Origin of the sequence: Qipengyuania gaetbuli (assembly GCF_020524765.1) — a bacterium.
Taxonomy (GTDB): domain Bacteria; phylum Pseudomonadota; class Alphaproteobacteria; order Sphingomonadales; family Sphingomonadaceae; genus Qipengyuania; species Qipengyuania gaetbuli_A.
The window spans coordinates 108142-130011 of the sequence record NZ_JAIVLR010000001.1; the positions used below are offsets into that span (position 1 = coordinate 108142).

At 61.9% G+C, this 21870-nt stretch carries 29 protein-coding genes; 4 read left to right on the top strand and 25 right to left on the bottom strand.

From position 1 onward, the window contains the following. Positions 1-10 precede the first annotated feature (10 nt). The 19 genes from rplE to LC083_RS00605 form a co-directional block, all read right to left on the bottom strand. Positions 11-592 carry a 50S ribosomal protein L5 gene (rplE, locus tag LC083_RS00515; protein ID WP_226698754.1) on the bottom strand — a complete coding sequence of 194 codons (582 nt, stop codon included), beginning with the start codon at positions 590-592 and terminating at the stop codon, positions 11-13. After that, positions 585-905: a 50S ribosomal protein L24 gene (rplX, locus tag LC083_RS00520; RefSeq protein WP_226698755.1), complete on the bottom strand. Its 321-nt coding sequence runs from the start codon at positions 903-905 to the stop codon at positions 585-587. The genes rplE and rplX overlap by 8 nt, the downstream gene beginning before the upstream one ends. After that, positions 905-1273 carry a 50S ribosomal protein L14 gene (rplN, locus tag LC083_RS00525; protein ID WP_006831888.1) on the bottom strand — a complete coding sequence of 123 codons (369 nt, stop codon included), beginning with the start codon at positions 1271-1273 and terminating at the stop codon, positions 905-907. The genes rplX and rplN overlap by 1 nt, the downstream gene beginning before the upstream one ends. Before the next feature lie 56 nt (positions 1274-1329). Next, positions 1330-1620, bottom strand: a complete 291-nt coding sequence (rpsQ, locus tag LC083_RS00530; RefSeq protein WP_160607319.1) for a 30S ribosomal protein S17 — start codon at positions 1618-1620, stop codon at positions 1330-1332. 10 nt (positions 1621-1630) lie between these two features. Then, positions 1631-1837 (bottom strand): 50S ribosomal protein L29, encoded by a 207-nt coding sequence (rpmC, locus tag LC083_RS00535; protein WP_160607320.1) that lies wholly within the window; start codon positions 1835-1837, stop codon positions 1631-1633. Further along, on the bottom strand, positions 1837-2271 hold the full coding sequence (gene rplP / locus LC083_RS00540) for a 50S ribosomal protein L16 (RefSeq protein ID WP_090478793.1): 435 nt from the start codon (positions 2269-2271) through the stop codon (positions 1837-1839). The genes rpmC and rplP overlap by 1 nt, the downstream gene beginning before the upstream one ends. Positions 2272-2292: 21 nt before the next feature. Further along, on the bottom strand, positions 2293-2988 hold the full coding sequence (gene rpsC / locus LC083_RS00545; protein WP_160607321.1) for a 30S ribosomal protein S3: 696 nt from the start codon (positions 2986-2988) through the stop codon (positions 2293-2295). A 1-nt stretch (position 2989) separates the two neighbouring features. Further along, positions 2990-3367 (bottom strand): 50S ribosomal protein L22, encoded by a 378-nt coding sequence (gene rplV / locus LC083_RS00550; RefSeq protein WP_160607322.1) that lies wholly within the window; start codon positions 3365-3367, stop codon positions 2990-2992. Next, positions 3367-3642, bottom strand: a complete 276-nt coding sequence (rpsS, locus tag LC083_RS00555) for a 30S ribosomal protein S19 (RefSeq protein WP_160607323.1) — start codon at positions 3640-3642, stop codon at positions 3367-3369. Before rpsS ends, rplV begins: the two co-directional genes overlap by 1 nt. 6 nt (positions 3643-3648) lie before the next feature. Next, on the bottom strand, positions 3649-4485 hold the full coding sequence (rplB, locus tag LC083_RS00560) for a 50S ribosomal protein L2 (protein WP_160607324.1): 837 nt from the start codon (positions 4483-4485) through the stop codon (positions 3649-3651). Further along, a complete protein-coding gene (locus tag LC083_RS00565) occupies positions 4485-4805 on the bottom strand; it encodes a 50S ribosomal protein L23 (protein ID WP_160607325.1) in 321 nt (106 codons plus the stop codon). Before LC083_RS00565 ends, rplB begins: the two co-directional genes overlap by 1 nt. Beyond that, a complete protein-coding gene (gene rplD / locus LC083_RS00570) occupies positions 4798-5421 on the bottom strand; it encodes a 50S ribosomal protein L4 (protein ID WP_160607326.1) in 624 nt (207 codons plus the stop codon). The genes LC083_RS00565 and rplD overlap by 8 nt, the downstream gene beginning before the upstream one ends. A gap of 2 nt (positions 5422-5423) precedes the next feature. Beyond that, positions 5424-6293, bottom strand: a complete 870-nt coding sequence (rplC, locus tag LC083_RS00575; RefSeq protein ID WP_222553095.1) for a 50S ribosomal protein L3 — start codon at positions 6291-6293, stop codon at positions 5424-5426. A gap of 244 nt (positions 6294-6537) precedes the next feature. Beyond that, positions 6538-6849 (bottom strand): 30S ribosomal protein S10, encoded by a 312-nt coding sequence (rpsJ, locus tag LC083_RS00580; protein WP_061924928.1) that lies wholly within the window; start codon positions 6847-6849, stop codon positions 6538-6540. A 315-nt stretch (positions 6850-7164) separates the two neighbouring features. Next, positions 7165-8340 (bottom strand): elongation factor Tu, encoded by a 1176-nt coding sequence (gene tuf / locus LC083_RS00585; RefSeq protein WP_160607328.1) that lies wholly within the window; start codon positions 8338-8340, stop codon positions 7165-7167. Between the two features lie 93 nt (positions 8341-8433). Continuing rightward, positions 8434-10566 carry an elongation factor G gene (fusA, locus tag LC083_RS00590; protein ID WP_224830654.1) on the bottom strand — a complete coding sequence of 711 codons (2133 nt, stop codon included), beginning with the start codon at positions 10564-10566 and terminating at the stop codon, positions 8434-8436. A gap of 36 nt (positions 10567-10602) precedes the next feature. Further along, positions 10603-11073 (bottom strand): 30S ribosomal protein S7, encoded by a 471-nt coding sequence (gene rpsG, locus LC083_RS00595; protein ID WP_160607330.1) that lies wholly within the window; start codon positions 11071-11073, stop codon positions 10603-10605. Between the two features lie 24 nt (positions 11074-11097). After that, positions 11098-11469 (bottom strand): 30S ribosomal protein S12, encoded by a 372-nt coding sequence (gene rpsL, locus LC083_RS00600; RefSeq protein ID WP_160607331.1) that lies wholly within the window; start codon positions 11467-11469, stop codon positions 11098-11100. Between the two features lie 759 nt (positions 11470-12228). Next, positions 12229-14112 carry an AAA family ATPase gene (locus tag LC083_RS00605; protein WP_226698756.1) on the bottom strand — a complete coding sequence of 628 codons (1884 nt, stop codon included), beginning with the start codon at positions 14110-14112 and terminating at the stop codon, positions 12229-12231. A gap of 361 nt (positions 14113-14473) precedes the next feature. On the opposite strand from LC083_RS00605, the gene LC083_RS00610 reads away from it, so the two are divergent. Further along, positions 14474-15175, top strand: coding sequence for a hypothetical protein (locus tag LC083_RS00610; protein ID WP_226698757.1), 702 nt, complete (start codon positions 14474-14476; stop codon positions 15173-15175). Between the two features lie 10 nt (positions 15176-15185). On the opposite strand, the gene LC083_RS00615 is transcribed toward LC083_RS00610, so the two are convergent. Both LC083_RS00615 and LC083_RS00620 read right to left on the bottom strand, forming a co-directional pair. Beyond that, positions 15186-16127, bottom strand: coding sequence for a copper resistance protein B (locus LC083_RS00615; protein WP_226698758.1), 942 nt, complete (start codon positions 16125-16127; stop codon positions 15186-15188). Continuing rightward, the gene (locus LC083_RS00620; protein ID WP_226698759.1) at positions 16124-17905 is read right to left on the bottom strand and encodes a copper resistance system multicopper oxidase; all 1782 of its coding nucleotides are present in this window, start codon (positions 17903-17905) and stop codon (positions 16124-16126) included. Before LC083_RS00620 ends, LC083_RS00615 begins: the two co-directional genes overlap by 4 nt. Before the next feature lie 82 nt (positions 17906-17987). Between LC083_RS00620 and LC083_RS00625 the strand changes: the two genes are divergently transcribed. Both LC083_RS00625 and LC083_RS00630 read left to right on the top strand, forming a co-directional pair. Then, the gene (locus LC083_RS00625) at positions 17988-18257 is read left to right on the top strand and encodes a metal-sensitive transcriptional regulator (protein WP_224830661.1); all 270 of its coding nucleotides are present in this window, start codon (positions 17988-17990) and stop codon (positions 18255-18257) included. Between the two features lie 44 nt (positions 18258-18301). Continuing rightward, positions 18302-18787, top strand: a complete 486-nt coding sequence (locus tag LC083_RS00630) for a DUF411 domain-containing protein (RefSeq protein WP_226698760.1) — start codon at positions 18302-18304, stop codon at positions 18785-18787. A 14-nt stretch (positions 18788-18801) separates the two neighbouring features. Here the strand turns inward: LC083_RS00630 and LC083_RS00635 are convergent, their stop codons facing one another. Next, complete coding sequence (locus LC083_RS00635) at positions 18802-19410, bottom strand: DUF305 domain-containing protein (protein ID WP_226698761.1); 609 nt, start codon at positions 19408-19410, stop codon at positions 18802-18804. Between the two features lie 88 nt (positions 19411-19498). Here LC083_RS00635 and LC083_RS00640 point away from each other — a divergent pair, with 88 nt between their 5' ends. Beyond that, on the top strand, positions 19499-20137 hold the full coding sequence (locus LC083_RS00640; RefSeq protein WP_226698762.1) for a GNAT family N-acetyltransferase: 639 nt from the start codon (positions 19499-19501) through the stop codon (positions 20135-20137). Here LC083_RS00640 and LC083_RS00645 read toward each other — a convergent pair. The 3 genes from LC083_RS00645 to trxA form a co-directional block, all read right to left on the bottom strand. After that, positions 20134-20652, bottom strand: coding sequence for a GNAT family N-acetyltransferase (locus tag LC083_RS00645; RefSeq protein ID WP_226698763.1), 519 nt, complete (start codon positions 20650-20652; stop codon positions 20134-20136). The two genes, LC083_RS00640 and LC083_RS00645, sit on opposite strands and share 4 nt — an antisense overlap. Then, the gene (locus LC083_RS00650; RefSeq protein ID WP_160607342.1) at positions 20645-21433 is read right to left on the bottom strand and encodes a LysR substrate-binding domain-containing protein; all 789 of its coding nucleotides are present in this window, start codon (positions 21431-21433) and stop codon (positions 20645-20647) included. Before LC083_RS00650 ends, LC083_RS00645 begins: the two co-directional genes overlap by 8 nt. 67 nt (positions 21434-21500) lie before the next feature. After that, positions 21501-21821 carry a thioredoxin gene (gene trxA / locus LC083_RS00655; RefSeq protein ID WP_222553085.1) on the bottom strand — a complete coding sequence of 107 codons (321 nt, stop codon included), beginning with the start codon at positions 21819-21821 and terminating at the stop codon, positions 21501-21503. Between the last annotated feature and the right edge of the window lie 49 nt (positions 21822-21870).

Sequence of the window (21870 nt, forward strand, 5' to 3'; positions counted from 1 at the left end):
GGAAGGCGGCTCACGCCGCCTCCTTCTCTTCCGACTTGGTTTCAGCCGGGAACGGGAAGCCGAAGAGACGCAGCAGTTCGCGCGCTTCCTCGTCGGTCTTCGCCGTGGTGGTCACGATGATATCCATGCCCCGGACCTTCTCGATCTTGTCGTAGGAGATTTCGGGGAAGATGATCTGTTCTTTGAGGCCCATGGCGTAGTTGCCACGGCCGTCGAAGGACTTCGGGTTGAGGCCACGGAAGTCGCGGATACGCGGCATGGCGATGGTCACCAGGCGGTCCACGAATTCGTACATGCGCTCGCGACGAAGGGTAACCTTCGCACCGATCGGCATGCCTTCACGCAGCTTGAACTGCGCGATCGACTTCTTGGCCTTGGTGATGACCGGCTTCTGGCCGGCGATCAGCGCCATTTCTTCAGCGGCCGTCTGGACCTTCTTCTTGTCCTGGCTGGCTTCGCCCACGCCCATGTTGAGCGTGATCTTTTCCAGCTTCGGGACTTCAAGACGGTTCTTGTAGCCGAACTTTTCGGTCATCGCCTTGACGATCTGGTCGTCGTAGCGCTGCTTCATACGGGGGGTGTAATCAGCCATCGATGGTCTCCCCACTCTTCACGGCGACGCGCACCTTCTTGCCGTCTTTCGTTTCGAAACGGACGCGGGTGGGCTTGCCATCCTTGGGATCGGCCACAGCAACCTTGCTGATCGGCATCGGCGCTTCGAAGCGATCGATACCGCCCTGCGGGTTCTGCTGGGTCGGCTTACGGTGACGGGCAGCGATGTTCACGCCCTCGACGACGATCTTGCCTTCCTTCGGCATGACCTTCGCGACGGTGCCGGTCTTGCCCTTGTCCTTGCCGGACAGGACGACCACGCTGTCACCCTTCTTGATCTTTGCGGCAGCCATTACAGCACCTCCGGAGCAAGCGAGATGATCTTCATGAAGCCGCGGCCGCGCAGTTCGCGCACCACCGGGCCGAAGATACGGGTACCGATCGGTTCTTCGTTCTTGTTGACGAGAACCGCGGCGTTGCTGTCGAAGCGGATCACGCTGCCATCGGGGCGGCGGACGTCCTTCTTCGTGCGCACGATGACAGCGCGATGGACATCGCCCTTCTTCACCTTGGTGCGCGGCTGGGCTTCCTTGACGGAAACCACGATCACGTCGCCGACGGACGCGGTACGGCGCTTAGAGCCACCCAGTACCTTGATGCACTGGACGCGCTTTGCGCCGCTGTTGTCCGCGACGTCGAGATTGGATTGCATCTGGATCATTGATCCGGTTCCTTCTCTTGGCTTGCCGGGACATTCGCCCGGCAGTTCCTAAAACGTCAGTTGCCTGCGGCTTCGACTTCGAGGTCAGCCTCGACAGCCTGGGTACCGCCTGCCGTCACCCGGTCCTTGACCGTCCAGGTCTTGGTCTTGGAGATCGGCTTGGTCTCTTCGATGCGCACGACGTCGCCGAGCTGGTACTCGTTGTTTTCGTCGTGAGCGTGGTACTTCTTCGAGCGGCGGATGATCTTCCCGTAGAGGGGGTGCTTCACCTTACGCTCGACGAGCACGGTAACGGTCTTGTCGGTCTTGTCGGAGGTGACGGTGCCGATAAGGATACGCTTGGGCATGGTCTACTCCTTAAGCCTTGGCAGCGGCGCTGGCGCGCTCGGTCTGCAGCGTCTTGATCTTGGCGATCGTGCGGCGGACTTCGCGGATGCGGGCGGGCGCTTCGAGCTGGTTCGTCGCGGCCTGGAAGCGCAGGTTGAACTGCTCACGCTTCAGGCTGGTCAGTTCCTCGGCCAGCTGGTCGTCGCTCTTCTGGCGCAGATCTTCGATCTTGCTCATCATTCGCCTCCCAGGTGCGAGGAGTCGCCCAGGCGAGCGACAACCTTGGTCTTGACCGGCAGCTTCATGGCTGCGCGGCTGAACGCTTCGGCGGCCAGCGGGCCGGCAACGCCGTCGAGTTCGAACAGGATACGGCCCGGCTTCACACGAGCTGCCCAGTATTCGACCGAACCCTTGCCCTTACCCTGACGGACTTCGGCAGGCTTCTTCGAAACCGGCACGTCCGGGAAGACGCGGATCCAGAGACGGCCCTGGCGCTTGATGTGACGCGTGATCGCGCGGCGAGCCGCTTCGATCTGGCGCGCGGTGATACGCTCGGGTTCGAGGGCCTTGAGGCCGTACGAGCCGAAATTGAGCGTGGTGCCGCCCTTGGCGTTGCCGTGGATCTTGCCCTTGAACGCCTTGCGGTACTTGGTTTTCTTCGGTTGCAGCATGGTTCTTTCCTATACCTGCAATCAGCGAGCCGGACGGACGCCGGACGTCTGCGATTCCATCATCAGACGGTCCTGCGCGGTCGGGTCATGGCCGAGGATCTCACCCTTGAAGACCCACACCTTGATGCCGATGATGCCGTAAGCGGTCAGCGCTTCGGCTTCAGCGTAATCGATGTTGGCGCGCAGCGTGTGCAGCGGCACGCGGCCTTCACGATACTGTTCGACGCGGGCGATTTCCGCACCGCCGAGACGGCCGCCACACATGATCTTGATGCCTTCGGCACCAAGGCGCATGGCCGACTGCATGGCGCGCTTCATCGCACGGCGGAAAGCGACACGGCGGATCAGCTGGTCGGCGATGCCCTGGGCGACGAGCTTGGCGTCTACTTCCGGCTTGCGGATTTCGACGATGTTCAGCTTCACTTCGCTTTCGGTCATCTTCGACAGCTGCGCGCGCAGCTTTTCGATGTCCGCGCCCTTCTTGCCGATGATGACGCCGGGACGCGCAGCATAGATCGACACGCGGCAAAGCTTTGCCGGACGCTCGATCACGACCTTCGAGATAGCGGCCTGGGCTGCGTTCTCGAGGATGTACTTGCGGATCTCGATGTCTTCACTGAGCAGCTTGGCATAGTCGCGCCCTTCGGCGTACCAGCGGCTGTCCCAGGTGCGGTTGATCTGCAGGCGCAGACCGATCGGATTGCTCTTATGGCCCATCTTACGCCTCTTCCTGCTCGCGGACGACGATGCGCAGGCGGCTGAACGGCTTCAGGATGCGCGTCGACTTGCCGCGACCACGGGTGTGGAAGCGCTTCATCGTGATCGACTTGCCGACCGAAGCCTCAGCGACGACCAGAGCGTCGACATCGAGGTTGTGGTTGTTCTCCGCATTGGCGATCGCCGAAGCGAGAACCTTGCTGGCGTCCTTCGCCATCGCCTTCTTGGAGAAAGCGAGGATGTTCATGGCCTCTTCGGCCTTCTTGCCGCGGATCAGTGCAGCAACGAGGTTCAGCTTCTGGGCGCTACCACGGATGGTGGTACCCACTGCCAGAGCCTCGTTGTCGGCGACGCGACGGGGAGCTTTCTGCTTGCTCATCAGCGCTTACCCTTCTTGTCGGCAGCGTGACCCGGGAAAGTGCGCGTAGGTGCGAACTCGCCGAGCTTGTGACCGACCATTTCTTCCGAAACGGAGACCGGGATGAACTTGTGGCCGTTGTACACGTTGAACGTGAGACCGACGAACTGGGGCAGGATGGTGCTGCGGCGCGACCAGGTCTTGATCGGCTTTGCGTTGCTTGCGTCCTGAGCCTCTTCGGCCTTCTTCAGAAGGCTGAGTTCGACGAACGGACCTTTCCAGACGGAACGAGCCATGTCGGATTACCTCTTCTTCTTCGCGTGGCGCGAACGGATGATCATCTTGTCCGTCTGCTTGTTGTTACGCGTACGGGCGCCCTTGGTCGGCTTGCCCCACGGAGTGACCGGGTGACGGCCACCGCTGGTGCGGCCTTCACCACCACCGTGCGGGTGGTCGACCGGGTTCTTGGCGACACCGCGGGTAAGCGGCTTGATGCCCATCCAGCGACGACGACCGGCCTTGCCCAGGTTCTGGTTCTGGTTGTCGGGGTTCGACACGGCGCCAACGGTGCCCATGCAGTCGGCGCGCAGGTAACGCTGCTCGCCGCTGTTGAGGCGCACGATGACCATGCCGCGGTCACGACCGACCAGCTGGACGTAAGCACCTGCCGAACGTGCGATCTGACCGCCCTTGCCGGGCTTCATTTCGACGTTGTGGCAGATCGTGCCGACCGGCATCTGGCCGAGCAGCATGGCGTTGCCGGGCTTGGTGTCGCACTTTTCAGCTGCGATCACCTTGTCGCCGACAGCGAGGCGCTGCGGAGCAAGGATGTAGGCCAGTTCCCCGTCTTCGTACTTCACCAGGGCGATGAAAGCGGTGCGGTTGGGATCGTATTCGATCCGTTCCACGGTGCCTTCGACGTCCCACTTGCGACGCTTGAAGTCGATGAAGCGGTACTTCTGCTTGTGACCGCCGCCCATGCCGCGCGAAGTGACATGGCCCTTGTTGTTGCGACCGCCGGTCTTGCGCTTGCCTTCCGTAAGCGACTTGACGGGCTTGCCCTTGTACAGGCCCGACTTGTCGACGAGGATGAGGCCGCGGCGTGCGGGGCTCGTCGGTTTGTAGTTCTTGAGTGCCATCAGCTCACACCTTCCGTGATGTCGATCATCGAACCCTCAGCGAGGGTGACGATCGCCTTCTTCACGTCGTTGCGCTTGTAGGGCTTGCCCTTCCAGCGCTTGGTCTTGCCCTTCACGTTGATCGTGTTGACCGAGACGACCTTTGCCTTCTGATCGGCATAGATCGCTTCCACGGCTTCCTTGATCTGCGGCTTGGTCGCATCGCCTGCGACCTTGAACACCACCGCGTTGTTTTCCGACGCAAGCGTCGACTTCTCGGTGATGTGCGGAGCAAGGATCACGTCGTAGTGACGCGCGTCGATTGCCTGCTTCTTAGCCATTGAAACGGCCCTCCAGCTTTTCAACAGCGTCCTTGGTGAGGACCAGCGTGTCGTGCTTCAGGATGTCGTAGACGTTCGCGCCCATGGCGGGCAGGACGTTCACGCCCGGCAGGTTGCCGGCAGCCTTCTTGAAGCCGTCGTTCACGGTTTCGCCGTCGATGACCAGGACCTTGCCGGCCCAGCCATTCTTGTCGAACATGCCCTTGAGAGCCTTCGTCTTGGCGTCCTTGAGCTCGAGGCTATCGACGACGATGAGGCCGTCCTTCGCCTTGCTCGACAGGGCCATCTTGAGGCCGAGAGCGCGGATCTTCTTGTTGAGCGACTGCGCGAAGTCACGCTTGCGCGCACCGTGGGCCTTGCCGCCGCCGATGAAGATCGGGGCTGCACGGTCACCGTGACGAGCCGTACCGCCGCCCTTCTGGCGACCGAACTTCTTGCCGGTGCGGGCAACGTCCGAACGCTCACGCGTCGGGCGGGCGGTGCCGCGGCGGTTTTCGAGCTGCCACGTCACGACGCGGTGCAGGATGTCAGCGCGCGGTTCGAGGCCGAAGACGTCGTCATTCAGCTCGATATCGCCCGACGCCTTGCCGTCGATTTTCTGGACCTTGACCTTCACGATCAGGACTCCTTGCTCTCGCCGTCGGTCGCGGCATCGGCCTGACCTTCGGTGGTGGTTTCGGCATCAGCACCGGCTTCCTGCGCCTTCAGCAGCTCTTCCTGCTGTTCGGCGGAAACTTCGGTGCCGACTTCATGCTCGGCTGCGCTCTCGACGAGACCCGGCTTCGCTTCTTCCGAGGCGAACTGGTCTTCGTTGCGGCGCATCACGCCCGGGAACGGCAGTTCGGCCGGAGCAGCAACCTTCACGGCGTCGCGGACGAGCAGCCAGCCATTCTTCGCACCCGGGACCGAGCCCTTGACGAAGAGAAGACCACGGTCGGCATCGGTGCGCACGATTTCGAGGTTCTGCTGGGTGCGCTGACGGTCGCCCATGTGGCCGGCCATCTTCTTGCCCTTGAACACGCGGCCCGGATCCTGACGGTTACCCGTCGAACCGTGGGCACGGTGGCTGATCGAAACACCGTGGGTGGCGCGCATACCGCCGAAGCCCCAGCGCTTCATGGCGCCAGCAAAGCCCTTACCCTGGGTGTGGCCGGTGATGTCGACCTTCTGGCCGGCAATGAAGTGTTCGGCCGAAATGCGTGCGCCAACGGGAAGCAGGGCTTCCTCGCTGTCGACGCGGAATTCCGCGACCTTCATCTTCAGCGCGACTTCGGCCTTCGCAAAGGCTTCGCGCTGCGGCTTGTTCACGTTCTTCTGCTTCGCTTCGCCCGAACCGACCTGGACGCCATAATAACCGTCACGGTCCTGCGTGCGATGTGCGGTAACCTGGCAATCTTCCAGCGAAAGAACGGTCACGGGAACGTGCCGTCCGTCCTCCTGGAAGAGGCGGGTCATCCCGACTTTCTTTGCGATAACGCCTGTGCGCATCGTCAAACTCCTCAACAGAGGCACCCAAGGGCCCATCCCATGGGTGCTTGCCAGCCCGATTGTGCGATGCGTGCCCCCGTCCGGGCTGATTGCCTTCGAGAGGAAGGCAGACGGGGGACGCAGTCCCGGATGAAATCCGGCGGTATCCCGATGTCTTGCCGGGCCTTGCGAGCCAGGCGGGGCAATCGAGGGCCCCTGAAACTTCCGGCGGCTTTAAGGTCCTGCCGGGGACCGGATCAGTGGCTTAGGCCAGCTTGATCTCGACGTTCACGCCAGCTGCGAGGTCGAGCTTCATCAGCGCGTCGACGGTCTGGGCGTTGGGCTGCACGATGTCGAGCAGACGCTTGTAGGTGCGCACCTCGAACTGCTCGCGCGACTTCTTGTCGATGTGCGGGCCGCGGTTCACGGTGAACTTCTCGATACGCGTCGGCATGGGAATGGGACCACGAATGAGGGCACCCGTACGACGTGCGGTTTCTGCGATTTCGCCAGTTGCCTGGTCGAGAACGCGATGGTCGAACGCCTTGAGGCGAATGCGGATATTCTGTGCTTCCATTACCTACACCGATGCGAAAGAGCCAAACGGACCAGCGGTGGCCCGCAAACAAAAAGAAAGGTCTGACCCCGCTTGTGAGCCCGGTTTCCCGGAACGGGCGACCTTCCATGAATTCTTGTACAGGGACGAATCCCCGTCTGTGGGCGCGCATATACGGGCGAGACCCGCATCTGGCAACCCCCGAATTCCACCCATTTTCACAGGTGGTCCGGAGGCGCGACGAACCGTGTTCCAGGCCCGTTCGCCAGCCCTCATAAAACCGGAAGGCCCGCCCTCCCCGAAGGAAGGACGGGCCTGCCAGATTTCAGCCGCTAATTACTTCTGGATCGAAGCAACAACGCCCGAGCCGACGGTGCGACCGCCTTCGCGGATTGCGAAGCGCAGACCTTCGTCCATGGCGATCGGTGCGATCAGCTTGACCTGGATGGTCACGTTGTCGCCCGGCATCACCATTTCCGTGCCTTCGGGAAGGATCACTTCGCCGGTGACGTCGGTGGTGCGGAAGTAGAACTGCGGACGGTAGTTCGCGAAGAACGGCGTGTGACGGCCGCCTTCGTCCTTCGACAGGACGTAGACTTCTGCGCTGAACTCGGTGTGCGGGCTAACCGAACCGGGCTTGCAGAGAACCTGGCCACGCTCGACGTCTTCACGACCGATGCCGCGGATCAGGGCGCCGATGTTGTCGCCGGCTTCGCCGCGATCGAGCAGCTTGCGGAACATTTCAACGCCGGTGACGGTGGTCTTCTGCGTGTCGCGGATACCGACGATTTCAACTTCGTCGCCGACGTTCACGACGCCGGTTTCAACGCGGCCGGTAACAACCGTACCACGGCCCGAGATCGAGAACACGTCTTCGATCGGCATGAGGAACGGCTTGTCGACCGGACGGTCCGGGGTCGGGATGTAGCTGTCGACGGCGTCCATGAGAGCCTTGATCGAGTTTTCGCCGATTTCCGGATCGCGACCTTCGAGAGCGGCCAGAGCCGAACCCTTGATGATCGGAATGTTGTCGCCGTCGAAGTCGTAGCTCGAAAGCAGTTCGCGAACTTCCAGTTCGACGAGCTCGAGGATTTCCTCGTCGTCGACCTGGTCGACCTTGTTCAGGTACACGACCAGCTGCGGAACGCCGACCTGGCGAGCCAGCAGGATGTGCTCGCGGGTCTGCGGCATCGGGCCGTCAGCTGCGTTCACGACCAGGATAGCGCCGTCCATCTGGGCAGCACCGGTGATCATGTTCTTCACGTAGTCGGCGTGACCCGGGCAGTCGACGTGTGCGTAGTGACGCGCGTCGGTTTCGTACTCGACGTGTGCGGTCGAGATGGTGATGCCGCGCTCACGCTCTTCGGGAGCCTTGTCGATGTTTGCGAAATCGACGGCTGCGCCCTGGACCTTGGTGATCGCCGCGGTCAGCGTGGTCTTGCCGTGGTCAACGTGACCGATGGTGCCGACGTTGACGTGCGGCTTGTTACGCTCGAACTTTTCCTTCGCCATTTTCCAATAACCTCTGTCTTAAAATTTGGGATTTCTGCGGGGAGGAAACGGCGCCCGCTGAATCAGGCGCCGCCCCTAGACCTTGAAGCTGGCTTACGCAAGCTTCTCCTTGACCTCGGCTGCGACGTTAGCCGGAACCTCGTCATAGTGGCTGAACTGCATCGTGTACTGCGCACGGCCCTGCGTGAACGAGCGCAGTTCGTTGACGTAGCCGAACATGTTCGCGAGCGGCACGTTGGCTTCGACTGCCTGGGCATTGCCGCGGCTGTCGGTGCCCTGGATCTGGCCACGACGCGAGTTGAGGTCGCCGATGACGTCACCGAGGTAATCCTCGGGGGTCACGACTTCCACCTTCATGATCGGCTCGAGCAGCTTGATGCCCGACTTCTGGGCCACTTCACGCATGGCACCGCGACCGGCGATTTCGAACGCGATCGCGCTCGAGTCGACGTCGTGGTAGGCACCATCGTAAAGCGTCACGGTGAAGTCGATGATCGGGAAGCCGACCAGGAAGCCGCTTTCGGCCTGCTCGCGGATACCCTTCTCGATGGCCGGGATGTATTCCTTCGGAATGTTACCGCCCTTGATTTCGTCCTGGAAGACGAAGCCCTGGCCACGTTCACCCGGCTCGACCTTGACCTTCACGCGGCCGAACTGGCCTGAACCACCCGACTGCTTCTTGTGGGTGTAGTCCACGTCCACCGGCTTGCCGAGGTATTCGCGGTAAGCCACCTGCGGCGCGCCGACGTTGGCTTCGACCTTGAACTCGCGCTTCATGCGGTCGACGAGGATGTCGAGGTGCAGTTCGCCCATGCCCTTGATGATGGTCTGGCCCGATTCATGGTCGGTCGAGACGCGGAAGGACGGATCCTCGGCAGCCAGGCGGTTGAGGGCGACGCCCATCTTTTCCTGGTCGGCCTTGGTCTTGGGTTCCACCGACAGCTCGATGACCGGCTCGGGGAATTCCATACGCTCGAGGATGATCGGCTTGGCCGGATCGCACAGCGTATCGCCCGTGGTGGTGTCCTTCATGCCGGCAAGCGCGACGATGTCGCCTGCGAATGCTTCTTCGATGTCCTCGCGGTTGTTCGAGTGCATCAGGAGCATGCGGCCGATCTTTTCCTTCTTGTCCTTGACCGAATTCAGGACCGAGCCCTTGGCGAGCTTGCCCGAATAGATGCGGGTGAAGGTGAGCGAGCCGACGAACGGGTCGTTCATGATCTTGAACGCGAGAGCAGCGAAGGGCTCGTCATCCGAAGACGGACGCGTTTCTTCAACGTCGCTATCGGGCAGGACGCCCTTGATCGCCGGAACGTCGAGCGGGGACGGCATGTAGTCGACCACTGCGTCGAGCAGCGGCTGAACGCCCTTGTTCTTGAAGGCCGAACCACAGGTAACCGGCACGAAGTCGCGCGCCATGGTGCCCTTGCGGATCAGCTTCTTGAGCGTGGCGACGTCAGGCTCGTTACCTTCGAGGTAGGCTTCCATGACATCGTCGTCCTGTTCGACGACGGTCTCGATCAGCTTCTCGCGATATTCGGCGACCTTGTCGGCCATGTCGGCCGGAATGTCGACGAACTCGTACTTCGCGCCGAGGTCTTCGGCCTGCCACACGATGCCGCGGTTGGCGACGAGGTCGACAACACCCTGCAGGTTGCTTTCGGCACCGATCGGGAGCGTGATCACCAGCGGGTTTGCACCGAGGCGGTCGACGATCGACTGGACGCAGTAATAGAAATCTGCGCCGGTGCGGTCGAGCTTGTTGATGAAGCACATGCGCGGAACGCCGTACTTGTCGGCCTGGCGCCACACGGTTTCGGACTGCGGTTCGACGCCGGCAACGCCGTCGAAGACTGCGACCGCACCGTCGAGCACGCGCAGCGAGCGTTCGACTTCGATGGTGAAGTCGACGTGGCCGGGGGTGTCGATGATGTTGATGCGGTACTTCGGCATGTTGGCACGCAGGTCTTCAGGCGCCGAGCGCGGATCCATTGCCGGATCTTCGGGCGTCCAGAAGGTCGTGGTGGCAGCCGAGGTGATCGTGATGCCGCGTTCCTGCTCCTGCTCCATCCAGTCCATGGTGGCGGCGCCGTCGTGGACTTCGCCGATCTTGTAGGACTTGCCGGTGTAGTAGAGGATACGCTCGGTCGTGGTGGTCTTGCCGGCATCGATGTGGGCCATGATGCCGATGTTGCGGTACCGCTCCAGCGGATATTCGCGTGCCATGTTAAGTCTCCATGAGGGGCAGCCCCCTCGATAAGTTTACCAGCGGTAGTGCGAGAAGGCGCGGTTTGCGTCCGCCATGCGGTGCGTGTCTTCGCGCTTCTTGACCGCGTTGCCGCGATTGTTGGCCGCATCCATCAGCTCGCCCGAGAGACGGGCAGCCATGGTGGTTTCCGGACGACCGCGAGCGGCCGAGATCAGCCAGCGGATGGCCAGCGCCTGGGCACGCTCAGGGCGAACCTCGACCGGCACCTGGTAGGTCGCACCACCGACGCGGCGGCTGCGCACTTCGACCTGCGGCTTGATGTTGTTCAGGGCTTCGTGGAACACCTCGACCGGGTTCGTCTTGGCCTTGGCTTCGACGGTGTCGAGCGCGGTGTAGACGATACCTTCTGCAACGGCCTTCTTGCCGTCATACATCAGGTTGTTCATGAATTTCGACAGGACCTGATCGTTGAACTTGGGATCAGGCAGGATTTCCCGCTTCTCGGGACGACGACGACGTGACATCTATCTTGCTCCTAACGGGATATCTTACTTCGGACGCTTCGCGCCGTACTTCGAACGGCTCTGCTTGCGATCCTTGACGCCCTGCGTGTCGAGCACGCCGCGAAGGATGTGGTAGCGCACGCCGGGAAGGTCGCGCACACGGCCGCCGCGGATGAGCACGACGCTGTGCTCCTGCAGGTTGTGGCCTTCGCCCGGGATGTAGGAGATGACTTCGCGCTGGTTGGTCAGGCGGACCTTGGCAACTTTACGCAGAGCCGAGTTCGGCTTCTTCGGGGTCGTCGTATAGACGCGGGTGCAAACGCCGCGCTTCTGCGGGTTCTGCTCCATCGCAGGGACCTTGCTCTTGGCCTTCTGCGGAACGCGGCCCTTGCGGACCAGCTGGTTGATCGTCGGCATGTGAGTTCTTTCTCTTCACCGTATGAAGGTGACGACTAGTGGGGTCCGGGTGGTGTGTCGGGTTCGTGCTTGCGACGCGCGCGGCGCATAAGCACCGGGGCGGCATATCTGCACGAGCCTGAAACGCTCCACCCTTCGGCCACACGGCCACCGGGTTACTTTGACGGCTGCCCCGAGCGATCCCATGAGGTTCGCTGCAATAGAAAAGAGCCTGGTCGAATTCTCGACAGGCCCCCGGGACATGACCGGCAATGTTCAGCTCTATCTGGCCGGAGCGGGACGAATCCTACGCCGGATGGGCGCGCACATAGTGGGATGGGGGGGATGGGTCAAGGGTTGGTCGGTTCGCTCGCTGTTTAGTCTAGGAGCTACGCGAAATATGCCTATCCAAGACCTCCTGTAATTCTCCCCGCCAAATCCGAACTTGCTCGGCATGCTCAGCAGTTACGTCTACCTTTTGTCCGTCACGAGTTTCGCTCATTGTAATGATGCGGTTCTCAAGCATCGGAAGCGAACTATCCCACACTTCTATTTGGCGCTTAGCCCATCTTACAAATGCGTCGTCCATATGCTCTCCTTTAATATCGAACGATTGGCGGCACTCATGAGCAACGCTGCGCATCCCGCCTTATAAAGTCAGCATCAAATCGCGTGAGAACCACCATGGTCAGAGTGGATCTCCTAAATCCATAGATATTCACACGGGCTCGATTTTTGCGAACAATGGCCAGAGGACGGCCAGAACCTAATCTGAGTGATTCACAGAAAGCGGATGAAAAGAGATTTCCACTGCTCCAAGGTTGTTTCATCTACGTGCTTGCTCGGATTAGCGATTAGCTTCTCTTTCACGCCTAAAGAAAGACGAACTTTCCACCCGGATTCGAGTTCGAAGCCTTGGCTAGTGGCCCATTCTTTGATTTGCGGAACGATCGGTTTCTTGGGGTCATGAAAATCCTCAAATTCGCGGTCAGCACGACGCTCCATCCGGTCTAAAACTTGACAGATCAACGCTGGCGGAATGAGATCCTCTATCTCTGTTCCGCTCAAATTTTCAATGACCTCATCGGTCATTAGGACGGAGTCTTCTGCGCCTTGGTAAAGCGTTTCACGAAGGGCTTTGGCAGCCTGCTTGCCAGGACCGTCTGAATCAAAAAGCACAACTGGCAAATCGTCATCCCGACCGGACAAAATTGATGCAATTATCTTTGCGGTCTTGGCGCCGCCCGATGGCGGAAAAACCAGTTCCGTCTTCGGCGCGATCTTCTTCTTCCCAATTAAGACACTCTTGATGGCAGAAAGGTAATGTTGGTCAGAAGGGCCCTCTACAATCACTGGCTTACACCCAAGGAGTAAGCTTTCAGCAACTGTGAGATTCAGGGCTGAATGGACGGCGTAGGTTGCCCCTCGCTCCCTTTCACCATCCCTACTGCGCGCCTCTCCTAAGTCGCTCGAAGCGACCGTCCCGCCACTCTCGCTTACGTAAACTTTACGCACACGATCAAGCCGGTCCGCATCGATCATAAAAGGGGAGTGTGTGGTGAAGAGAATTTGATTGGTTCTCGCGAGATTGTCGAAGAAATCCGAAAGATCCCGCTGCGCCAACGGATGCAATGAGTGCCCTGGCTCATCCAAGAGCACGATGGCATCCTCATGTGTGTCTTCACTTTCGTACGTGAAGACGAGAAAGAAACTCAAAAACCATTGGAGACCGGCACTTCGGTTCTCCAATTCAACCTCTTCGGGCCGCCTCGCGTCGGCTACGAATATTCGAAAATAATTCCCATCAGCCACCAATCTGAATCGGTAGTCCCCCTGCTTCCACCACTCCCGAAATGCCTTGGTCAGTTTACTAGATGCTGATTGAAGCAAAGCTTGCCGTTCGCGAAGTTGCTTGTCATCCTTCTCAATCTCGTCATCAGTCTTGCTTGTGAGCAAGCCGATCCGTTGGCCTTGCTGATTGACCCGCTCAGTCACCCCAGTTGCTCGGGCTAACTCAAGTACTTCCTCAGCGCTCAAACCAACGAGATCAAAGAGCACTTCTAAAGTTCGGGCTTTTGCAGCCTCCTTTTGACCGAGGTCGTCGCGCTCCATATTCTCGACCACATGCGGCAAGTAAATCTGAGCATCGAGATTGCCGTAGTTCGAATAGTAAACAAATTTCGGAAGTCGGGCTTTCATTGCCTTCCAAAGACTCGGCCCCTTATCTGCCTCGGTTTCGCCATCTTCGTCACTATCAGTCTCGACTGGTTTGTAGGCTTTTGTGAAAATGAATGATGGTAATTCTGGGAATTTGAAACCCATACGACCTTCAAAGTCACGCCAAACCTCCATCGTCGAAATCTTTGACCGTTCAGCGCCGTAGCTCGCCGCAAGCTCTTGCTCTTTTTCAGTAAGTTCAAATACACACCTGACGAAGTCATGACTGTCTGGATCGCTGCGCATTTCCGCATATCGGCCCCGGGGCATGTCATCGAGAAGGCTTATCTGACCGCCAGCTGATGGATTGAACTTCCAGAGAGGCAAAAGCAGGTTTGTCTTCCCAGCCTCGTTTTCTCCAATCAATGCCGTGACGTCCGAGACATCGATCCATCCACTATCCTCAACCGAACGAAAATTCGTCACGCGGAACTTGACCAGCTTCATCGGGATCACTCGTCCTTTTTCAACAGCTTGATGCTCCGCTAAACACCATTGATAGCGTCATTGCCAGCCTCTTCTCAATTGTTACACACCGTCAATAGAGGATACGATCAATTGAGCGAATATTATTCTTTGACCCTTGTCACCAGTAGGGGGCGCACTGAGACGTACTAATTGAAATCCACATCCGACGTGTGATTACATATTTCTGGTCCCTCAAACGCTGGGCGCGACGCGTCGGCGTCGCTCGGCTTTTTCGCATGAGCTCGGGCGGGCGGTCTCCCTATCCTGATCTGCGGCTCGGCGAGCCCGCCGGCCAGAACCATTTTCCTACACAACCAAAATCTGCATCCTGCGGTGGGCCATGACCGAACCCACCCGCAAGATCGCCCGCCAGGCCACCTCCGCCGTCGCTCACATCGCGCCCGAGCCGGAGGAGGACGATCCGCTGCTCGCCTTCGCGCCCTTCATCCATGCAGCGCCGCGGCGCAATTCGATTACGCCGGACTTGCAGCGCCGCTTCGTGGGCACGCTCGCGGCCACGGGGATAGTCACTCAGGCGGCGCGCTCCATCGGCAAGAGCATGGAGGCGCTCTACAAGCTGCGCGCGCGGCCCGGGGCGGAAGGGTTTGCCGCCGCCTGGGACGCGGCGCTGGAGCGCGGCGTGCAGCGGCTGGAGGATTGCGCGCTCGAACGCGCGCTGCAGGGCACGCCGACGCCGATCGTCTCGTCCGGCAAGCTGCTGGGCGTGTGGCACAAGCCCGATAACGGGCTACTCAAGTTCCTCCTCCAGCACCGGCTCAGGGACAGGTATTCCCCGGCCTCAAGCAGCGAAGCGGTAGGCCTCAAGAAAGGCGATGCGGTGTATGAGGCTATCAAGGCCGAGGTGCTGGCGGAGGAACGGGCGAAGGCCGCGGCGCGCTCGCCCGAGGCCGTCAACGCCGCGCGGCGGGAGCGGGCGATCGCGCTCTACGGCTACGATCCCGAGGAGGGGGAGCCGCCGGAGGAGGATGCGGGCGACGGGGCGATCGACTGGGACGCCGCCTTCCCCGGCGAAGAGCCGTGAGGGACGCGGCCTAGAACCAGGCCCTCAGCCCCAGGAGGAGCGCGATGCCGTCCGTATCCTCGCCCGCAAGGCGCGCGATGTCCGCCGTCTCGCCCAGCTTGGCTTCGTAGCCGACGCCGACATAGGGGGCGAATTCCCGCGCGAATTCGTAACGCAGGCGCACCCCTGTCTCCAGCTTGGTCAGCCCTGCCCCGATGTCGCGCTCGGGAATGTCCTGTGCGGACAGTTCCAGCTCCGCCCGCGGCTGCAGGATCAGGCGCTGGGTCAGCTTCCAGTCGTATTCGCCCTCCACCCGCGCGGTAATGTCGCCGCGATCGGACAGGAAGGCCGCCGCATCGACGTGCCACATGTAGGGCGCAAGGCCCTGCACGCCGAGGACGAGGTGGCTGCGCGTCTCCGGCTCCACATCCAGCCGCACGCCGGCCTGCAGGTCGAAGAAGGGGCCGATGGCATGGCCCCAGAGCGCCTGCAGTTCGGCATCCTCGATGCTGCCGCCGAATTCGCCTTCGCCTTCGGACTTGAAGACGAACTTGTCGATATCGCCGCCGTACCAGCCCTGCACGTCCCATAGGAAGGCATCGTGGCCGTCCGCGACGCGCGCTTCCAGCCGTTCGACCATGACGGTGCCGGTCTTCATCTCGCCGTGGGTCGCGTGGTTTTCCGCGCGGGCGGCGGCCATGGCCTCGGCCCCGAAGATGGCGTCGGCGGCGTGCTGCGGCCCCTCGAACGCCTCTGCCGGCGGCGGGCCGGAGGGCAGGTCGCCGACCTGGTGCGCCGAGTGGTCCATTTGCGGGGCGCCGGTCATGTCGGGCAGCTTGAACGGTGCGGGCGCCTTGGCGGGGGCCTTGGCGGGTTCTTCCGTGTGGCCTTCATGGCCGGTGTGGCCCGAGTGGTCCTGCGCTGCGGCCGGAAGGGCGAACAGGATCAGTGGCAGGGCGAGAGCTGTCTTCATGCGCCCTCTCCCGCCTTGGGGAACGGCCGCACGGTCACCGTCTGCATCATCCCTGCGTGCATGTGGTAGAGCAAATGGCAGTGGAAGGCCCAGTCGCCCGGCTCGTTCGCGGTGACGTCGAAAGTCGCCGTGCCGCCCGGCTGGACGACAACCGTGTGCTTCAGCGGCTGGTTCATCATCCCCGCGCCGTTCACCAGCTCGAAGAAGTGGCCGTGCAGGTGGATCGGGTGCGCCATCATCGTGTCGTTGACCAGCTTCACCCGCACCCGCTCGTCATAGGCGAAGCGGATCGGATCGTCGGTGACGGCGGAGAATTTCCTGCCGTCGAAGCTCCACATGTACCGTTCCATGTTGCCGGTGAGGTGGATCTCCAGCTGTCGCGTGGGCATGCGGTGCGGATTGGGCCGCTTCGCCTTGAGGTCGGTGTAACGCAGGACGCGGTGGTCCACCTTGTCGAGGCCGAGGCCAGGGAAGTCCATCCGGTCGACCGGCATCGGCGCCACCATGTCGAGGCCGGGTCCGACCTTCACATTGTCCGGCAGTTTCGAGGTATCGCGCATGGAATGGTCCATCGAGCCGTGGTCCATACCGGCCATCGCATCGCCGGAGCCGTGGTTCATCCCGCCATGGCCGTCGTGCCCTCCATGACCGCCATGACCGCCCTCGCCGCCTTCCATCGAGCCCATGCCCATGTCGGCCATGGTCAGCGTCACCGGTTCGCGCAGCGGCGGCGGGGCGGCGCGGTGGCCCTTGTGCGAGGTGAGCGAGGCGACGCCCATGCCCGAACGGTCCATCGCCTCGGCGACCAGAGCGTGGCTGCCGTCGGGCGGCGTCACGATGACGTCGTAGGTCTCGGCCGTGCCGATCTGGAATTCGTCGACTTCGAACTCTTCCACATCCTTGCCGTCGGCAGCGATGACGGTCATCGGCACGCCCGGAATGCGGATGTTGAAGAAGGTCATGGCCGATCCGTTGATGACGCGCAGCCTGATCCGTTCGCCGGGGGTGAAGAGATACTCCAGCCCGTCCATCGGCCCGTGGCCGTTGATAAGGAAGGTATAGGTCGCCCCCGTCACGTCGGAGATGTCGCGCGGGTTCATCCGCATGCGGCCCCACATCAGCCGCTCTTCCAGGCTCATCTCGCCTTCGGTCGCGGTCTGCATCTGGTAGTTGTAATAATGCTCCCCGACCTTCAGCTTGCGCGCGATCTCGTGCGGGTGGACGGGCGTGAACTCGCTCAGCAGCACGACATAGTCGCGATCGTAGCGCGGATCGGGCGTCGCGCTTTCGATGATGAGCGGGCCGTAGTGCCCTTCCTGCTCCTGAAGGCCGGAATGGCTGTGCCACCAGTAGGTGCCGTTCTGCCGGATCGGGAATTCGTAGGTGAAGGTCTCGCCCGGCTTGATCCCGGGGAAGCTGACGCCCGGCACGCCGTCGAACTGGAAGGGTAGCAGCAGGCCATGCCAGTGGATCGAGGTGTCCTCGGCAAGCCGGTTGGTCACGTCGATGCGCACGTTCTGCCCTTCGCGCAGCCGCACCAGCGGCCCGGGCACCGTGCCGTTCACGGCCACCGCGTGGCCGCTCCTGCCGCCGACGCCGAAATGGTGGCTGTCCACCGTCAGCGCGATGCGTTCGCCGCTCACCTCGCCGAAACCCTGGCGGGCGTGGGTCAGCGATTGCCCCTTGGCCCATGCAGGCAGCGGGACCGCGCTTGCTGCGGCAAGGCCGACGGTGCTGCGGATGAGGTTGCGACGCGTAATCAGGGGGGAGGAGTTCATCGACACTTCTGTACGGTTGCCACGGGGGTATTCGCGGCCCTATATATACCCCCATGGGGTATTTGGAAGGACCCATTTCGAGATGAACGAGAAGTCTGCCGCAAAGATCCGCCGGCTGAACCGGATTTCCGGACAGGTGAACGGAATCGCCCGCATGATCGAGGATGATCGCTATTGCATCGACATCCTCCACCAGATCCAGGCGGTGAAATCCGCGCTCGCCAAGGTGGAGAGCGAAGTGCTGAAAGACCATGCGGCCTGCTGCGTGTCCGAAGCCATCGCCAGCGGTGATGAAAAGGAACAGCGCCAGAAGTTCGAAGAACTGGTCGACCTCCTCGAAAAGCGGCGTTAGGCCGCGCCCCGAACCGAACAAGAGACAGCAGGAAAAACGAAGCCATGACCCTTACCTCGTTCACCCGCACTCCCCTTCGCATGACACTGGGCCTCGCACTCGCGGCCTGTGCCGGTGCGGCGCAAGCGACCAGCATCACCATGTACCGCGATCCCAATTGCGGCTGCTGCCTGTCATGGCTCAAGCACGCCAACGACCATTTCGCGAAGGGCGAGGAAAAGGTTACGGCCAAGTCGGTCGACAGCCAGAACATCGCAGCCTTCAAGTCGGCCAAGGGCGTGCCCGCCGACCTCGTTTCCTGCCACAGTGCCATCGTCGACGGCATGGTCATCGAAGGCCACGTCCCTGCAGCCGATATCGAGCGCCTGCTGAAGCAGCGCCCCAAGGGCATCACCGGCCTTGCCGTCGCCGGCATGCCGCTCGGCTCGCCCGGCATGGAAGCGGGCGACCGGCGGCAGGCCTACCAGGTCATCGCCTTCGGACCGAACAAGCGGGTCGTCTGGGCGACCTATCCGGCCAAGGGCGGTTAAGGCTCGGCTGGGCGTCAGGCGCCCGGCTCGATTTCCTCGGCAATCTCCGGCGTTACGGGCCGTTCGACCGTCTTCTTGGCCTTCTCCAGCAATTCGGGCGTCAGCTCGGCCGCGCGCGGTGGCAGGGGCGTACCATCGCCCATCTCGCCGTTGCGCTCGATATCTTCAAGCAGCAGCTTCATCTCCGCGATTTCCATAACCTGCGCCTCGATGATGGAATCGGCCAACTTGCGCACGCGTGGATCGCTGATTTCCGCGCGGCGGCTGGTGAGGACGGCAATCGAGTGGTGCGGTATCATGGCCTTCATCCATGCCTCATCCCCGACCGTCGACTGGCTGCGCGCCAGGAACAGAAACAGGAAGAAACCGGCGACGGCGGCGACCATCACGATGATCTTTGTCGCGAAGGTCTTGTACATGCCCCACATGAAACCGAGCATGATGACGATCATCGCCATGCCCATCATCAACGCCATCCACATCCGGGTCTGGCTGAAAAAGGCGTGATCGGCTTCGTAGATATTGGAATATTTGAGCACGAACATCGTCACGATCGATGTAGCGATCATCGCGAAAAAAGTGCTCCACTTGCCGTGGTGCGACCCACTGTTCTGATTTTGCATGGTTTTCCCCTTTCGGGGGATATTACGCGCTGAAAACCGGCATGGTTCCGGGGCGGAACTGCTATGCAATTCCCGCGTAAGGCGGAGCATGAGCATCGAGAGCGGTATCCCCAAACCCCCGTTTACGCCGTGGCGCGGCGGCTGCGGCCCCGGCTCCATCGACACGGCGCTTGAGGATGCGACACCCGTCTGCATCCGCCGCGTGACCCCTGCCGACGAGGCGCTGATGCGCGAGGGGATCGAACGGATGTCGCCGCGCTCGCGCTACCTGCGGTTCTTTTCCGGCATGCGCACCCCGCCCGATTGGGTGATCGAACGCTTGCTCGACGCAGACGGCGAGAAGCACCTTGCCTGGGGCGCCATCGACCTGTCGCAAGAGACACGCCCTGCCATCGGCGCGGTCCATGCCTTTCGCGATGAAAACGATCCCGACTGCGCGGAGTTTTCGGTCGCCATCGTGGACGATTACCACGGCCTCGGCCTCGGCAAGCTGCTGACCGCGACCATCCTGCTCGACGCGCGCGAGGAAGGGATCAGGCGCTTCCATGTCGAAACCCTGTCGGAAAACCACAGCGCTGCCAGCTTCACCCGCATGCTGGGGGGCGTGGGCAGCGGGAGCGTCGACATGACCCGCGGCTTCGTGCTCGAGGTGGAGGAAGCGCTCGCCCGCCTGCGCGACGCAGCCGACCCGCCGGGCATCGCTTCGGTATTTGCCGCTTTCGCCTAGCGCGGATCGCTGGCCAGCAGTCCGTAGACCAGCACATCGCGAAGCCCGGCATGGGTCGTCTCGTGCTGGCGGAAATGCGCCTCCTTTTGGAAACCGAGCCGTTCGAGCAGGCGGATGGATGGCGTGTTGTCGGTATCGACTTCGGCGGTGAGCTTGCGGGCGCCTTCTGTGAAGAGATGCTCGACCAGCGCGGCCATGCATTCGCTTGCGACGCCGTCGCTCTGCCGGTCCATCACGGTGACGTAGCCGACCTCCTCGACACCCGCCTCATGGCCGGGCACGGCGACGAACCTGCCGCAAACCGCGCCGTTTGCTCCCTCGGCAATCCAGGTGCGCCCGTTCCAGCCCGGCTCGGCCAGCCAGCCCCACAATTCCTCTTCTGACGTGAACGCCGGACGCGTCAGGTAAAGGCACTGGCCTTCGTCGGCGAAGGTGGGGAAAAGCGCGGCGGTGTCGTCGCGGCGCATGGGTCTCAAGGTGAAGCGGTCCGTGCGCAGGACCGTTACGTCACGCACCTTCCAGGAAAGCGACCAGCGCCTTGACCTTCTTGGTGCGCCATTGCGGCGTCGGCGCGACGAGCCAGTAGGCGCGCGTGCCGGGTTCGGGGCCGTCGAGCACTTCGAGCTGGCCCGCCTCAATCGCTTCCTTGGCAAGCAGTTCGGGAAGGATCGCCTTGCCCAGACCAGCCATGGCGGAGGACAGCGCCTGTCCTGCATTGCTGACGGTCACATGCGCCTGCACGCCGTCCTGCAGCGGCAGGCCCCAGTCGATCCACTTGTCCGGCGCGCCGGGTGCGGCCACCGTCACGCGGCGGGCCGCGGCCAGTTCAACGCCCTGCAGATCCCCAGGACCGTCGACCAGGCGGATCGCGCAATCGAGGTTCGCCTCGGTGAAATCGGCGTTCTCGTCCGCCACGAAAGCGAACTTGATGTCGGGGTTTGCCTCCCCGAACTTCGCGAGGCGCGGGGCCAGCCACTGCGCGTAGAATTCGCGCGGGCAGGCGATCGTATAGCTGTCGGATGCCTGCCCCGCCTGCATAGCGGACACGCTTTCCTCGAACTTCAGGAAGCCTTCGCGCAGCGCGTCGAGACCGGCCGCGCCTTCCTGCGTCAGTTCCAGCCCCTTGCTCGTGCGGCGGAACAGCACCGTGCCGAGATGGTCTTCCAGCGCGCGGATCTGTTGCCCCACGGCGGCAGGCGTCACCGCCAGCTCGTCCGCGGCGCGGGTAAAGCTGAGGTGACGCGCGGCGGCGTCGTATACGCGCAAGGCGTTCAGGGGCAGATGCGTGCGCTTCATGGTCTCACGCGTTTAGCAGTGCTGCGCCGCAGCACAAGATGGCAGGAAAAAGGCGCGGGTCAGCGCGTCAGAGGACGCTTTCGAGCCACTGCTTGAGCTGGCCCTTGGGCGCGGCGCCGCGCATCTGGGCGGTCGGCTCGCCGTTCTTGAACAGCACGAGATAGGGAATCGACTGCACGCCCATGGAGCCGGGAACGCCGGTGTTTTCCATGATGTCCATCTTGGCGATGGTGACCTTGTCGGCCATTTCGTCCGACAGTTCTTCCAGCGCCGGGGCGATCATCTTGCACGGCCCGCACCATTCCGCCCAGAAGTCGACGAGGACGGGCTTGTCGCTGTCGAGCACGTCCTTCTGGAAGCCTTCGTCGGTTACGTTGATGGTGGCCATGGGATATCTCCTGAATTCGTGTCTGGCGCCGATGTGGTGCGGCGGGGGC